Source organism: Epibacterium ulvae (assembly GCF_018678075.1).
In the GTDB taxonomy this organism is placed as follows: Bacteria; Pseudomonadota; Alphaproteobacteria; order Rhodobacterales; family Rhodobacteraceae; genus Epibacterium; species Epibacterium ulvae_A.
Map to the genome: position 1 here is coordinate 25,758 of NZ_JAHHIR010000036.1, position 14,546 is coordinate 40,303.

Annotated in this window: 14 protein-coding genes and 1 pseudogene; 5 read left to right on the forward strand and 10 right to left on the reverse strand. The window is 55.8% G+C overall.

All coding sequences use genetic code 11. The features are described 5' to 3' along the window. Nucleotides 1-71: 71 nt before the first annotated feature. Nucleotides 72-842, forward strand: a complete 771-nt coding sequence (cobF, locus tag KMP13_RS10685; RefSeq protein WP_215265850.1) for a precorrin-6A synthase (deacetylating) — start codon at nucleotides 72-74, stop codon at nucleotides 840-842. Here the strand turns inward: cobF and KMP13_RS10690 are convergent. The 5 genes from KMP13_RS10690 to KMP13_RS10710 all read right to left on the reverse strand — a co-directional run bounded on the left by KMP13_RS10690 (nucleotide 839) and on the right by KMP13_RS10710 (nucleotide 4,405). Then, nucleotides 839-1,303 (reverse strand): CYTH domain-containing protein, encoded by a 465-nt coding sequence (locus tag KMP13_RS10690; RefSeq protein WP_215265851.1) that lies wholly within the window; start codon nucleotides 1,301-1,303, stop codon nucleotides 839-841. The genes cobF and KMP13_RS10690 overlap by 4 nt on opposite strands. 9 nt (nucleotides 1,304-1,312) lie before the next feature. After that, nucleotides 1,313-2,056, reverse strand: coding sequence for a ParA family protein (locus KMP13_RS10695; protein WP_215265852.1), 744 nt, complete (start codon nucleotides 2,054-2,056; stop codon nucleotides 1,313-1,315). Next, nucleotides 2,053-3,567: a CHAD domain-containing protein gene (locus KMP13_RS10700; protein WP_215265853.1), complete on the reverse strand. Its 1,515-nt coding sequence runs from the start codon at nucleotides 3,565-3,567 to the stop codon at nucleotides 2,053-2,055. Before KMP13_RS10700 ends, KMP13_RS10695 begins: the two co-directional genes overlap by 4 nt. A gap of 8 nt (nucleotides 3,568-3,575) precedes the next feature. Then, entirely contained in the window at nucleotides 3,576-3,755 is a 180-nt protein-coding gene (locus KMP13_RS10705; protein WP_215265854.1) for a ribbon-helix-helix protein, CopG family, read from the reverse strand. Between the two features lie 155 nt (nucleotides 3,756-3,910). Then, nucleotides 3,911-4,405, reverse strand: a complete 495-nt coding sequence (locus KMP13_RS10710; RefSeq protein WP_435370355.1) for an SPASM domain-containing protein — start codon at nucleotides 4,403-4,405, stop codon at nucleotides 3,911-3,913. A 137-nt stretch (nucleotides 4,406-4,542) separates the two neighbouring features. On the opposite strand from KMP13_RS10710, the pseudogene KMP13_RS10715 reads away from it, so the two are divergent. After that, nucleotides 4,543-5,127 (forward strand): annotated as a pseudogene (locus KMP13_RS10715) (IS3 family transposase); the annotation flags it as partial. A gap of 417 nt (nucleotides 5,128-5,544) precedes the next feature. On the opposite strand, the gene KMP13_RS10720 reads toward KMP13_RS10715, so the two are convergent. The 3 genes from KMP13_RS10720 to KMP13_RS10730 are packed head-to-tail and all read right to left on the reverse strand — an operon-like array spanning nucleotide 5,545 to nucleotide 9,213. Then, nucleotides 5,545-5,937, reverse strand: coding sequence for a GtrA family protein (locus KMP13_RS10720; protein WP_215265855.1), 393 nt, complete (start codon nucleotides 5,935-5,937; stop codon nucleotides 5,545-5,547). A 7-nt stretch (nucleotides 5,938-5,944) separates the two neighbouring features. Beyond that, entirely contained in the window at nucleotides 5,945-8,173 is a 2,229-nt protein-coding gene (locus KMP13_RS10725) for a hypothetical protein (protein ID WP_215265856.1), read from the reverse strand. 14 nt (nucleotides 8,174-8,187) lie between these two features. Then, nucleotides 8,188-9,213 (reverse strand): glycosyltransferase family 2 protein, encoded by a 1,026-nt coding sequence (locus tag KMP13_RS10730; RefSeq protein WP_215265857.1) that lies wholly within the window; start codon nucleotides 9,211-9,213, stop codon nucleotides 8,188-8,190. 139 nt (nucleotides 9,214-9,352) lie between these two features. Between KMP13_RS10730 and KMP13_RS10735 the strand changes: the two genes are divergently transcribed. After that, on the forward strand, nucleotides 9,353-10,225 hold the full coding sequence (locus tag KMP13_RS10735) for a ChbG/HpnK family deacetylase (protein ID WP_215265858.1): 873 nt from the start codon (nucleotides 9,353-9,355) through the stop codon (nucleotides 10,223-10,225). Here KMP13_RS10735 and KMP13_RS10740 read toward each other — a convergent pair. After that, nucleotides 10,213-11,526 carry a hypothetical protein gene (locus KMP13_RS10740; RefSeq protein WP_215265859.1) on the reverse strand — a complete coding sequence of 438 codons (1,314 nt, stop codon included), beginning with the start codon at nucleotides 11,524-11,526 and terminating at the stop codon, nucleotides 10,213-10,215. The genes KMP13_RS10735 and KMP13_RS10740 overlap by 13 nt on opposite strands. Before the next feature lie 428 nt (nucleotides 11,527-11,954). Here KMP13_RS10740 and KMP13_RS10745 point away from each other — a divergent pair, with 428 nt between their 5' ends. Beyond that, the gene (locus KMP13_RS10745) at nucleotides 11,955-13,004 is read left to right on the forward strand and encodes a hypothetical protein (protein WP_215265860.1); all 1,050 of its coding nucleotides are present in this window, start codon (nucleotides 11,955-11,957) and stop codon (nucleotides 13,002-13,004) included. A 103-nt stretch (nucleotides 13,005-13,107) separates the two neighbouring features. Next, nucleotides 13,108-13,923 carry a type IV secretory system conjugative DNA transfer family protein gene (locus KMP13_RS10750; protein ID WP_215265861.1) on the forward strand — a complete coding sequence of 272 codons (816 nt, stop codon included), beginning with the start codon at nucleotides 13,108-13,110 and terminating at the stop codon, nucleotides 13,921-13,923. Here KMP13_RS10750 and KMP13_RS10755 read toward each other — a convergent pair. Continuing rightward, a complete protein-coding gene (locus KMP13_RS10755; RefSeq protein WP_215265862.1) occupies nucleotides 13,824-14,390 on the reverse strand; it encodes a hypothetical protein in 567 nt (188 codons plus the stop codon). The two genes, KMP13_RS10750 and KMP13_RS10755, sit on opposite strands and share 100 nt — an antisense overlap. Nucleotides 14,391-14,546 lie beyond the last annotated feature (156 nt).

Consider the following 14,546-nt stretch of genomic DNA (forward strand, 5'->3'; position numbering starts at 1 on the left):
TGCCACGCAACAGTTGACCTTTTCCTCACGCGGCCCCATCACCGGGGCCGTGTTTGTTTTTGGAGCCTCTCATGACCACGCCCCAGTTCGCGCTCTCCCTTGTTGGTATCGGCACCGGCAATCCCAAGCATCTGACGCTACAAGCGGTTGAGGCGCTGAACACGGTCGATCTGATCCTGATCCCCAACAAAGGCGCGGGCAAAGATGATCTGGCATCCCTCCGTCAGGCCATCTGCACCAAAGTCATCCGCACCCCCGGCCACCGGATTGTTGAATTTGACCTGCCCACGCGGGATGAAGCCACGCAGGATTACCGCCAGCGCGTCGAGGACTGGCACGACGCGATTGTTGAGATCTGGTGGCAGAATATGGTCGACGCCCTTCCGGACGGCGGCACCGTCGGGTTTCTGGTCTGGGGGGATCCGTCCCTGTATGACAGCACGATGCGGATTGCCGATCGCCTTCACCCCAAGGGTGAGATCACGGTACATGTGATCCCCGGCATCACCTCGATCCAGGCGCTGACGGCGGCTCATGCGGAGCCTTTGAACCAGATCAATGAGGCGGTGACGATCACCACCGGACGCCAGCTGCGCGATCACGGTTGGCCCGCCTCAGCCGAGACGCTGATCATCATGCTGGATGGGCAATGCTCATTCACTAGCCTGCCCCCCAAAGGGGTCGAGATCTGGTGGACTGCTTATGCCGGGATGGACAACGAACTCTCGATATCCGGCCCACTTGCGGATGTCGGCGAGCAGATCCAACAGACGCGCGCCAAAGCGCGCGCTGAACATGGCTGGTTGATGGATATCTACATGCTGCGCCGCACCGCGCGTTAGGCTGGCAGGCCGTTCACCGCCATGTTCTTGTTCTTATAACGTTTGTCGTCGGTAACATCGGTGCCAAACCAACGGGGTGGTTCAAAAGCTTGCGCCGCAGCGAGCGTATCAAATTCGACCTCGACCAGAACCAACCCGTCGAGCGCCCCTTCAAAGATGTCGAGCTCATAGATCAGCCCACCCGGCAACTGGGCGCTCCAGCGGATCTTCTCCACCCGGCGCCCGTCGGTTTCCGGCCAAAAGACATCAAACTGCGCTTGGGTGATCGCCGCCTCCCGTTCGGTGCGCACGGTGCCTTCGCCGGATTTGAAGGTCAGCACATAGTCGTCGTTCTTCTGCCGCAAGCGCATCTCAACCGCATCCGTGGGATGGGTGATATAGCCCTGCCGCACCTCGGTCCGCTTGGTATTTGCCAAATCCGGCAGTGCTGCGACCAGAAATTTCCGCTCGATCTCTTGCATATCCCCCCCTCAAGTCCGCTTTTCCAGCTCGTGCCACAAGGCGCGATAGGCTTTGCCAGCCGGGCGGTTGCCCGCGAATGCCATGGTCGGTTCCCGGTGGACGCCCATCCGTTCGACATCGGTGGAAAACGGCAGCTGCGTCTCAAGGAACTTTCCCTTGTAGGACTTGCGCATCCGCTCCATCGTCTCACCATGTAAGCTCTTGCGGGACTGCACCATTGAAAAGAAGGGTTTCAGCTTTTTGGCTTGCAACCCCTGCTCCTCAAAGAAACTCACCAATTGCGCAAAGGTCCGTTCGGTCAGGGTCGAAGGGATCACCGGCACCACAACATGGTCGGCCGCCTTGAACACCGCCTCGGACAGGGACGACAGGTTGGGTGGGCAATCCAATAGGATCACATCATAATCCCCGTCCACCGCCTTGAGCGCCTTTTTCAGACGAGAGCGGCTGTTCTTCATCCGCGACAGGAAAATATCAAAATCGCGAAACGTCAGGTTGGCGGGCAACACATCAAGGTATTCATAGTCGCTGCCGCGGATCGCCTTGGTGAACCGTTCGACGTCTTCAAAAAACTTGGCCTCCTTCAGTTTCTTCGAAGGTTTCACCCGAAAGTAAAACCCTGACGCCCCCTGCGGGTCCAGATCACACAACAAGGTACGCGCGCCCGACTGTGCATAGGCATATGCAAGATTCACCGCCGAGGCGGTCTTACCCACGCCGCCTTTGTTGCTGTAACAGGCGATAATCTTCATAGTTGCGGCCCTTTCTCGTGAAACATTTGTCGAAACCTCTCGCGGGTCTCTGGGCTGTCAAACCGGGCAAAGCTCTGCACCACCCGCGCCCGTTCTTCTAATTGGCGGCCATGGAGTATGGAGATCAGCGCGCCAATGCTTTGCGCGGCCATGAGCGCAGTTTTCCCTTTCAGTCGTCCCGATGAAATCAGCGCCTGCAAGCTCTCTTGTTGGACGGAATAGTCGTTGAACAACCCCAGGTTATCCTGCAGCCGTTTCAAGGGCTTCAACAGCGCCTTGATCTCAGCCGCATCAAACTGCAACGCAAAGAATTCAATAAGATACCGCAGTTTCTTGCAGGAAATGCGCAGCTCGTGCACCTCTTCATCCGGTGTCTGATCATCGATTTTGGCGGCGATTTTGGAGACTTTGCGATACCGTTTCCAGATCAGTTTCTGCGCGTAATCCCCAACACTCAAACCGCCCAAGGCGCCGTGAATGCATTCACCGGGCGGTACAAATGTCGCCTCCAGATCCGCCATCTCGCGCTTGTATGCGGCGCTTTTCAACCGCTTGGTTAGATCGGCCAGAACGGCACTGCGATCGGCTTCAAAGGTGGCAAACATCAAGCGCAGACCTTCGTGCAGATTTGCAGGCAACATGTCGAAGTAATAGTCACGCTCCAGCAGGTACACATCCAGATCCCGCAACGGGCCGGTTGGTGCCATCAAATCTGAGAACCGCTGTTTCAAATCCTGCGTCGCCGCCGCGCCATAGACCCCTTTGAACAGGCTCAAGACCGAGCGAATTTTGCGCAGGGCAACCCGGTAGTCATGCAAAAACTCGGTATCGAAATCCGCAAGCGTGCCCGCCTCGTTTTGACGCGCAACGCTCAGATAGGCCGATATGATCCGATTTGCCGCGCAATAGGCGGTGGTCTCTTGCGAATACTCCAGCTTTGGCTTGGCGACATAGGCGTGTAATTCAGGAAACAACACATCCATGATCTGGCGCGGCGCGGCCTCAGTGGCGCCACGCTCCGCCAGTTTTTTGCGCACCAGTTTCAGGGATTTGCCATAGCCGCGCACCGGATCCAGCGATATCAGACTTGTGGCGCGGTCAACGGTCGAAAACGTCAGAACCTGCACCCGCAGATGGGTTTTTTCCTCATCATCCACCAGTTTGACCTGCTGCTGATCGATCTCACCTTCGCCGAGGTTCAACAGACAGCGCAGCGGATCAACATCCGCCAACCGGGCCTTCACCGGACCATCAGCCAGATCCGCAACAAAATTCCCGGACCGCTCAGCCGTTTGCGAGACCGGCACGCCATCGGGCTGCACCAACGTCAACTGCCCGCCGCTTTCGAACAGCAGGCGACCAGACTGGCGGATGGATTGATCGAAACAATCCAACAGCACAAATTTCGCGGTCTCTTGATCCGCATCGACATGGGCCACCAGCCCTTTGGACAGGTTCGGCCAATCGGTTGGGAGCAGCGGTTCAGAACAGGATAACAATGAGTTTGACATTTCCTCAGTCAGTTTTTCTTTTTGCTGTCAGACAGATAGTCTTCGACGAGGCGTTCAATGATTTTTTGAACGCTAGTATCTTCCTCTATCGCGCGGATTTTCAGCGCCTTTAAGGTTTTTCGATCCAATCGCAGAGAGGTGTTTTTCTTGTCACCGTCAGCGGATTTGGTTGGTTTGTCTTTAGCCATACGCGAGCTCCCTCATGACGTCATGATGACGCTGACGTCCGGTGAAGTCAAACAGACAAATCCAAGCGTGACACGCCCTAGTGGAATATGAAATACGATTGAAATTCGACTAATGTAGCAATGCGCAATGCACCCTGGCTACCAGTTCGCAGCCGCTACGCGATAGGTGAACGCGCTTTGCTCCTCAGCCTTGGCCTCCGCCAGCAGCGCATCAACCTGCGCCCGCCCCGGAGCGTGGGAACATACCGGATCCGTTGTACTTGCATCCCCGCCAAAGCCAGCGCCTGACAGCGGCACCCGCCAAAGTTGATCTCTTTACGCTCGCAGCTTTTGCAAGGATCCGGCAACCAGTCGGTTCCGCGATAGGCATGAAAGGCAGCGCTTTTGTACCAGATCTCGGCCAAAGGGCGCTCTGCAACCGTTTCAAACTGCAAATGCGGGATGGTCTCGGCCGCATGGCACGGCAGAACCTTGCCCTCCGGTGTGACATTCATCCCCGCGCTGCCCCATCCGCCCAAACAGGCCTTGGGGTATTCCGCAAAATAATCGGGGGGAACGAAGTCGATGGCGAGAATACCGCGCAGCCGCTGCGCAGCTTCTGCAACCTTGTGCTTCGTCTCGGCTGTTTGAGCGCGAGTGGGTAAGAGCATGCCTCGGTTTTTGGTGGCCCAACCGTGAAACTGCACACAGGCGACCTCAAGCCTGTGTGCATGGGGAACATGTTGTCGCGCGCCCTTCGTGACGAGCAAGTACAGGAAATGACCGACTCTGAGCGATTGGCGGAGGTAGCAAAGGGACACTTCTAAGCCCCGCGCGTCGCCGTGCCTGCATCGATCGTGTTCCAAGTGAGCTGAACGTCTCGGAACACCGCGCAGGCCGGGTTCTGAGACAACGCCGGTCTACGCAACGCAAAATGCCCGTGGGACGCGCTGATGAAGAACGATTGGTGGCCGACATGATCGAGCTGACCCGACAATATGGCCGTTACGGTTATCGTCGGATCGCAGCACTACTGAGAGACGCTGGCTGGCATGTGAATAACAAGCGCCTGGAATGGTTGTGGCGACGAGAGGGGCTGAAAGTGCCAATGAAACAACCAAAGAAGGGGCGGCTCCGGCTGAATGTTGGATCATGTGTCCGGCTTCGCCCTGAGTATCGTAATCACGTTTGGTCGTATGATTTCGTGCACCACAGAACCGACGATGGCAGAGCCTTTAGGACGCTCAACATCTTGGATGAACGCAGCCGAGAATGTTTGGCGATCCTGTTGAAACGGAAGCTGAACTCGACTGAGGTCATCGATGCTCTCACAGACTTGTTCATCCTGCGTGGCGTGCCAGCCACGTCCGTTCGCCAATCCAGGCCAGGTTTTCATCCTTCCCGCAACAGTCGAAAGGACTGAGCCCAAACCCACTAGGTAGAAATCATAAGTATGTACTGAATCGGTTGACTAGTATTGCGGTCGAGAGTGCACCTTCGCATGATAAACATCCCGCTGACCAGATGTTTCCACGGTCATTTTGGAACGACTGCTGTGGCTGAACCAAAGCGGAAATGTCACTCAACAATCGAAACCCATTACTTGGAAGATCGCGCCGACATTTATCGCAAACTGATAGGCAGATTTATGTGACCAGAGAGCAAGTTACGCTCTTCACTGGAATTGCGACGTCTGAGATGAAACTATATGCGCCTGTCATTTATGTAAATGATCACATGGTTCCGCCGTTTTGGTCAGGGCGGCATGACTGCAGGCAGTGCCACCTGCAGAGCAGTTTCTTCAGATCCGTCAATCTCGGAATGACCAGACCCTGTTCAGGCCAAATGTGACGACGATCAACGCAGCCGTTGTAAGCACTTGAGCCACCGGGTAGGGCAGCCCGGCTGATAGGGTCAGAACACCCATCAGTGCCGTATTCAGCACCACCGCCAGCCCTGCGATCAAAAAGAACTTTGGCGCGGTCTTGCGGTGCTGGGAAGTGGATTGAAACGTGTAGGTGCGGTTCAGGGCATAGCTGACAATGGCGCCAACCAATCCACCACACAGTGAAGCCTTTACTGGCAGGACCTCGGCGCCCTCGACCAGTGCGAACAGCACTACATAGTGACACGCTGTGGCAATCGCACCGACCCCGAAGAAGGTGATGAACTGGCGCAGCAATGAGGAGGGTTTACGGGGCATCGCTGGTTCAAGGGGCAAAGGCCAGCGCCTGAAGTGCGCCAAGCAGGTTTTCACGTGTCAGCAGGTCAAACTGGAACTCGACACGGCTAGGCCCGGCGGGCACAGGAACCGCTCGGAACAGATCATCGTGTTTGTTCACCTGTACCGGCTGGCCATTCACCGTAGCGCTCCAACCGAAATAATGGAAGTCGCGCAGCACCAGGGTTCCGGCGGCCCCGGCCTCGACCTGCAACGCAATGTGTGTGTTTTCATAGGCCAGCACCGAGATCTCGCGATCCAGCGAAGCGCCCGCCTCGCTCAGGACAGCCACGCGGGGCAGCGCTCGGGTGTTTTCATAGAAATGAGCCGTGCGCCATTTATGTTTAGCGGTGCCAATCAGGGTGAAATGATCGCTGCCATATGCCGGGTCGATCTGATCCAGCGGTGCGCCACTGATCACGTAGCGCAGGCCCAGCTGGTCGGCCAATGGGCTGTCATAACTCGTCATCTGGTCGCCGAAATTGCGTCGCGAACTGGCATTGTTCTGCATTTCGGGCGCGATGTGCTGTTCAAACCCGGACAGGCGCAGCGGATTGTACCCCAACAGTCCCTGCGAGCGGATGACTTGCGGCAGGTTTTGAACCACAGGACCCAGCCCGATGATCTCGGTCCGCCACGGCACCCCGAGCGGGTCGGTCTGATCCAGCAAGGGCAGCATTTGCGCAAAGATCGGATGGTCCTCGGCCTGCTCCAGTACCTGATAGGCCTCGGGCGGACGGGCGTTGATGCGTGTGTTGGACGAATGATAGACCAAATCCGCAGCCACGATCCCCACCAAGGCGACCAAGGCCAACTGCCCCTGTCGCCCGGCGCGCTGCGCCAGGATCATCGCCAGAATGCTGCCCGCAACCACCGCGGTGGGAACGATCAGGCTGTTGGCGAAATCTGCCAGCCGGTCAAGGCTGAGCGCCAAGCCGAACATGGCCGCAAATAGCGCCACCAACGCCAGCACCACCGCGCTGATCAGCCACAGGCTTGGACGGGTCGCGCGCAAGGGCAGGCCCTGTTGGACCAACGCTCCGGTCAACAATGCCAGCGCAAAGCCAAAGATGAACAGCGCATCCGCCGGGCGGCGGAACAGATCAACGCCGGGAATAGCGTCGTAGAGCACCCGGAACACCGGAGTATAGCGACCAAGAGCATAGAACACGCAGAGGATGCAGGCGATGGTGAAAAACCGCGCCTCGCCCCGAAGCATCTGGCGCTTGAGGATGCCGAGCCACATGACCACCACCAAAGGCACCATGCCGCAATACATGTGCAGCATCCCGCGATGGACCTGCAGTCCCTTTTCACCCCAAATGTTGCTGGGTGGGCCCCAGTGCTTGCCCCCGTCTACACGCAAGGATCCGAAATACTCGGGCAGGACAAAGGAAAACAGCGCCGCCGGATGCAGCGATTGCCAACTGGCTTGCAGATAGGAAAACTCGGGCCGGTTGCTGTCATGGGCCAGTTGCAGCAGCAAAATCACCGGCACCGCAATCAGCACCAGCGCCAAGATGCCGCCGATGACAATGGGCAGGTGAACCCGTCGCAAGGCCTGCGCCCGTGGGTGTCTGAGATCGCTGACCACGGCGGCCAGCCAATAAATAAACAGCAGCCACGCCCCCAGATAGGCCACATGGTTGCGGTCAACCAGCAGCAGCGCCAATGCCACGCCAAAACCCAGGCCGCGCCACATTCCGCCATGGACCAGCACCGCCTTGAGCTGCCACAGAGCGACCGCCAGCCACATATAGCTGACTGTCATCAGCATATGTTCGAGCCGCAAGCTTGACGGGCCTGCCATCATGTAGGCCAGAGCGGCGATCAGAGAGGCTTCCCACCGCCAGTCGCTGACTTTACCAAAGGCGAAAATTGCAAAGGCACCAACCAGCAGGTGCAGCAGATGCACCGCATCCACCAGATGCATGCTGGGCGCTGCACTGATCAGGGAAGGGATCCAAAAACTCGGGGTCCAGATCGCCGATTGCGGGTCCGCGATCATCGGGAAGCCGCCATAGTGATGCGGGCTCCAGCTGAAATCCTCGCCCGCGTGCCACGCCTCGGCAACGAAACGGATCATCGGATAGAAATGGTTCTTGGCATCATATGGGATGATCCGACCATCCAGAAACCAAGGCCAGCAGAATATCACCCAGACAGCGGTGATGGCCAGCAGACAACAGGCCGTAATACGTCGGTCGTTAGATAACATGAAAGTTCTCAGAATCAGGAGCGTAGGTGCTTGATATCAGCAATCTCAAGGTTTTGAGAACGGGTCTGATCAAAGCCGTGTTTTGTGCTGATCAAATACAAGGGGCGTTGTTTGACCTCTTGCAAAACGCGGCCCATGTAGTCGCCGATGATGCCAAGCCCAAGCAGTTGAATGCCGGAAAAAAAGCACACGGCGACCATCAGCGAGGCATAGCCCGGCACATCAACCCCAAAGATCGCCGTTTTGGCAAGGATGAACCCGCCATAAGCAAAGGAAGGCACCGCAAGGGATAGCCCGATATAGGTCCAGATTTTCAGAGGCACTGTTGAGAACGACGTGATAGCCCCAAGCGCGAACATGTATAGGCGCAGAATGCTCCAGGCGGATTGGCCGTGCGCGCGCGGGGCGACTTCAAACGGGACAGCGACGCGTTTGAACCCAACCCAGGCATAGAGCCCTTTGGTGAACCGCTCGCGTTCAGGCAAAGACAACAGCGCGTCGACCACTTTGCGGTCCATCAGCAAAAAGTCCCCGAGGCCTTTCATCAGCTTCACATCGGAAACCGCGGCAAACAGTTTGTAAAAGCTGCGGGTCATAAAGCTGCGGGCGGCGCCTTCGCCGTCTCGGGATGTGCGCTGACCGTAAACAAGTTCGGCCCCGTTTTTCCATTCGGTATAAAAGGTGCGAATGATTTCGGGGGGATGCTGCAGGTCCGCATCAATCTGGATCACCGCCTGCCCCGAGGCATGGGCCAGCCCTGCGTTCAGGGCCGCCTCTTTGCCAAAGTTCCGGCTTAGAACAAGACATTTGATCCGGTCGTTTTGCTCTGCGGCTTCGATGATACGCATGGCCGTGGCGTCGCGACTGCCGTCGTCGATCAGAATGATCTCGTATTGGGGTTCGATCCCGCTGACCACTTGCACAAGCCTGTTCAACAGCTCATCCACGTTGTCCGCTTCGTTATACATTGGGACAATGATCGACAGAACCGGGGGGGTGACCGACGGGCCGAACCGGGAAGTATCAGAACTGAAAGACATTGGTATCCCCGGTTAAACGCAAATGATGGCATCTTGGAATGCCTGTGCTTTGCGAATAAAGGATGGCACTTACAAAGTCGAACGGCGGGCGCTCAAGCTCTCTGAACATCACGTGACAATAACCGGGGAAAACGTAACAATGATGCATTTCACGCTGTGTGCGGATGATTTCGGACTGCATCAGGGCACGGATGACGGGATTATCGAACTTATTCAGGCCGGACGCTTGAATGCCGTCAGTTGTATGAGCGTCGGCAGCACGCTGAATCAAAACGCTGGTAGATTGCTGCAGGCTGCGACCGATGGCCGGGTAAAGATTGGGCTACATCTGACATTTACGGAATACGCTCCCGTGGGCCTTATGCCGCATCTGGCACCCGACGGGGTTTTGCCCTCGATCGGCACATTGATCCAACAGGCCCATATGCGCAAGCTGCGCAAGCTGCGCAAGGAAGAGATATCCGAGCAGATCGCACGGCAGTTGCGGGTCTTTACGGAAACCTTCGGCAGGTTTCCCGATTTTATTGATGGTCATCAACATGCGCATATATTGCCCGTCATTCGCGACGCGGTGATCGCTACCGTGTTGTCCATGCCGCGCGGTGTTTGGGTTCGCTCTTGTGACCTGCCCTTACCCCAGGTTCTAAGCTTGGGGGTTGCGACGCGACGTGCTGTCGTCATTTCAACCCTTGCTCGGCAGCTAAAGCGGGCGCTGTTGCGCCACCGCGTGCCCACCAACGCGGTGTTTTACGGCGTGAACGACTTTGATCCGGATCAGGATTTTGGCGATATGATGCGGATCTGGCTGGATGCGGCGCGCACATCAAGAAAACCGGCGCTGATCATGTGCCATCCAGGGTATCCGAAGACCACAGATGTTTGGGACCCGATTGCCGCTCGTAGACCAGATGAGCTGTCGTATCTTGCTTCAGAACAGTTTGGACAGGACATGGTCGCGCGCGATTTGACCTTGGTGGCGCAGTCCGATGCGACAGACGCTCAAAAGGCGTAATCCTGAAAAAACGCAAGTCCGACATCCGGGTGGGCGGTCGCAAGCCCCAACATCCAGGTCGAAAAATCGATCGCCTCAAGCCGTTTGACTTGCAGACTGGGATCCTTGACGGAACATCTCCACATGAATTCAAAATCGTCATGTTCGTAACGACAAGCACCGGTATCCCACAGCGCCTTCAGCTCGGCCAGAATAGTCTGTGTACCGTCGGTCATGTCCACAGGTAGAAACCCTGCCATGATCGCGGGCGATGCCGTTTCATTGGGGTTCTCTCCCAGTCGCGCCACCCCGTAGCTGTATTTTTCAATGCGGTCATGTTGATCAAAGACAATCTCGGATCCGGCACCCAGCCCCCACAAGCCTGCCGGTGTTCCATTGCTTTCAAACCAGTGGCGGTCGGCCTTTTTAAGCTCGCGCAGTTCTTCCAGAAAGGCTGGATCGCGCGCGTAATCGCCACACAGGTAGAACGCGAATTGATGGGTGAAATGGGACGGCACATTGCCGCTGGGCTTTCCCAGAAGGGTGAAGTTTTCGTGTTTTGGCATTGGGAGGTTTTCGACATCGTCGAAGTGGCTGTGCCAGAACACTGTTGCATCGCCTTCATTGCGTGTCAGGTTTTCGTACCGGGCCGCCATACAGGGCAAAAGGGCGTATTCATCAAATGCGATAGTCGCCACGTTCTCGGTTGGGCGCTCGTCATCCGCGCCATAAAACACAAGGTGGATCGAGCCCCGTTGCGGGTCCCGGATTGCAGTTGTCCAATCGATCGACATCACCAATTGTTGCGCCAGAAGGGCCGCCTGTGGCGTTGGGGTATTGTCGCGTTCGGCTCGGTCGATCAGATAATTCCCAAGGATCGCCGCGCCTGCGCTGAGGATCGCTGTATCAATGGTCGAATACTTTTCTTTACTGCCCTTTGGCACAGCGCCTGTATTGACGTTGAACCAATGGCGGTACCAGCCATTGACAGATCGTCTGACCGCAAAATCGGTATCAGTGTTCAGACCCAGCAGATGCTGCAGCGTGATCTCAGCCTTGGCTTCGGCGTCCTGTATCAGCCCAGTCGCATCCCCGATAGCCAGGCTGATCAGCCCCATGCCACTGGCCGCAATAGACGATAAAGATGATCCGCTCCTGCCGTCCAATCGGATCGAATCCAAATACTGCCCGGTTTCGTCATTGCGAAACTCCTGATCGAACAGCAAGACAGCGTCTTTCAAACGTTCAGCGGCAAAAGCATCAAGCTCATCCGCCCGAACCGGAGCCGCCACAATCAGCGCACAGAAAAGAAAGCGAAGCATGGGGACCTCTTATCAACAGATTGAAAATTTTGGTATTCGCAGGGCGTCAGATTGGCACCACACAAACTGGTGTGCACATGTAAATGTGAGAATTGCGTGAACTACCGTGTGCGCGTCGCTACCTGTCTGGAAGCGATCTTATGCTTGGTCGCAATCTCTTGCTCCGTCTTGTCGCCATGAAGCGCCTCAAGCGCTACCGTGGCCTTAGACTTGTCCGAAAAACGGCGTTTCTTCGTCATTTGTGTATCCTGTCGTCATTGTCGGATACATCTTGGCGGCCTGTCCAGTTTTGCTGGACCACGCCTTCGTTGCACAAATCGGGTGAGTGGCAGCCTGCGCTAATGGTATGAACTGCCTTCCTGCCAAACCGCAGCTATTGTTGCGGGCATCGGTGGAGAGATAGGAGCATTCTGATGGATGTCGAAGTATTGGGCATTGATCTGGGTAAGACCGTTTGCAGCCTTGAGGGATTGGACGCAACAGGCGCGGTCGTGTACCGCAAGCGCCTTCAACGGCACCGGTTGCTGGACTTTCTGGAAGGTTTGGATCCCTGCATTGTTGCGATGGAGGCTTGCGGCGGCGCGCATCACATTGGTCGTTTTTGCCTTCAACACGGTCATGAGTCTCGACTGATGTCGCCGCTTTATGTCCGGCCCTATGGTAATAAGAACCCTTTGAACTTCACACTGTCGGAATGGCAGCAAGCCAAACGCCACGGATACGATCCGCGTGAAATCAAACAATTCTTCCGCGACGCTTGGGAACGCAGCGATGGCCTGAAAGGATTTCGCACAGCCTTGGAAGATCGCGGCTTTCATCTGGCCCAAGGTGACAGACGCGGATTTGTTGCACTGGATTTGCAAGGAAAACCCTATTCCATCAGCAAATGGACAGGTGTTCGGGTCAAAGACTTGAAAGCCAAATTAGGCGACCCCACTGCCCTTCCCGCTGTATCAAAGGTTGAACAAAACATACGTCAGCGCATGGCGGATCAGGTGAAGACCTATATTCGTGAAGTTAAATCCCGTCATCACGAGGAAATGTCGCCGTTTGTTGAAGCCCGCGCGGCCATGATTGCTGCACAACGTGCTGAACGCAAACATCTGAAGGATAAACAAGACGAGCGATGGACACAGGAATTAAAGACCCGTTCAGATCGCCTAAACAAAGGCTTGAGGGGGATTTTTGATCGACTGACTGGCAAATCTGCCAAGATCAAACAGCAAAATGAACGCGAAGCTGTTGCCTGCGCCAAACGCGATCAGGCACAACGCGACGACCTGATCACAGCGCAGATCAATGACCGCCGAGACCTGCAAAAAAGCGTACGATCCGTGAAGGCTAAACATAGGCAAGATCGCAAGCTTCTTGCCAAAACAATTGCGGATTATCTGCGACGAACACCTATCGATGCGGAGCGCGAAAAGACCGCTTCGCGATCACGCAAGCGATCTCGTGGGATGGATCTATCGCCCTGATCACACAGGAGTTTACCCGGAATTACCGCGCTATTACCCACGAGAATCATGCGCGTAATGTTTGATGTGAGAGACACTTTCAACTCTGATGAGGAGAAGTGTCTTGAAACACTCACCTATCTATTCACCGCAGTGCATCGCCATCGTGCTTTTGGCCACACTGCTTTGTATCTGGCTTCCAGATGCCGCACTGGCGGATCTGGTTTGGCACAATGGTCGCTGGATCGATGAACGCTCCTTGCGCAATGCCAATGGGTTTTCCTTGGAAACGATTATGTCGCTCTCTCGCATTGCGGTCATGGGCGGCGCTACCCTACTCGGCTTTGTGATTGGCTGGTTCTTCTCACCCGAAGCAAAAGAGCTTCGCCGCGCCATCCTAGGCCTTCTCGCCGTTTTGGCCGGGCTTTACATTCTGATGGTCGATGATGCCGTGAGCTGGAGCATGGCCTTTTTGATTGGCCTGTGCGGCTTTTGTTGGGGCATCGGGTATTGGCTTGGGCGTGGTCTGCAAGGGCTGATGAAACCGCCCTCAACGTTCGGCTCCGCCAAATGGGCGAATGGCGATCATCTGAATGAGAAAAACCTCTTTGATGGCGAAGGCATCTTCTTGGGCAAGTTTCGCGTTGGTGAAACCTTGTGGGATGTCATCTACAAAGGGGATCGACATCTCTTCACCTATGCTCCTACACGTGGCGGCAAAGGTGTCTCACAGATCATTCCAAACCTGCTGCGTTATCTGGGATCTGTTTTGGCAATCGATCCCAAAAGCGAAAACCTGCAAGTGACCGCAAAGGCGCGCATCGAAATGGGGCAAGAGGTTTACGCGATTGATCCATGGAATATTGGCGCGGCCAAAGTTGGTGTAATCGGCGGAGCAATACTCGGCCACGGTAGCGGCGGCGTTGTGCACTCCCCCTGATAGAATTGATATGCGAGGGCATAGCCGGACTGCACCGCATCCTGCTCAAAATAGAAGCCTTGCTCTGGCCTGATATGGATGACGTCATCAGGTCTGTTTACCTTTCGTTTCACCAACTCGAGGGCCTGATCTTCCAATATGACGCGTAGACGCTCTTTGTGGGCGCTCTTCTCAATATATGCCCCTACATCCCTGATCAGGCGTCTGGGGAATAGCGCGGCATCATGCATCTGGGCGTGGTGGTAATGATGCTCTGCAAAATATTTATAAAGCCTCTGGCACTTGTCACGCGCCAGTTTGCCATTACGAATATTGGCAAAATCTCCCCATTCAGGATCGCCAGTGATTCCCAAGGCTTTGTTCAAAAACCGCTCAATCGTCAGAGGCGTTGTTGTGGCAACGGATTTCGCAACCTTGAAGAGGGCTTTGCGCTGCTCCGTTGTTGCGTATGACCAATCGATGAACATAGTGAATTCGTCCCTATTCAAATACGCTTCGCAGTCACATGCATAGGTATTTTCTGCACAGTGTCCGTCGTCAGGGTTTTTGGAACCAATGGCAGCTTAAACTAAGAGAGTATCTGGCTCATCTGGTTGGTTGCATTATGCGGCACGCTGGCGGTG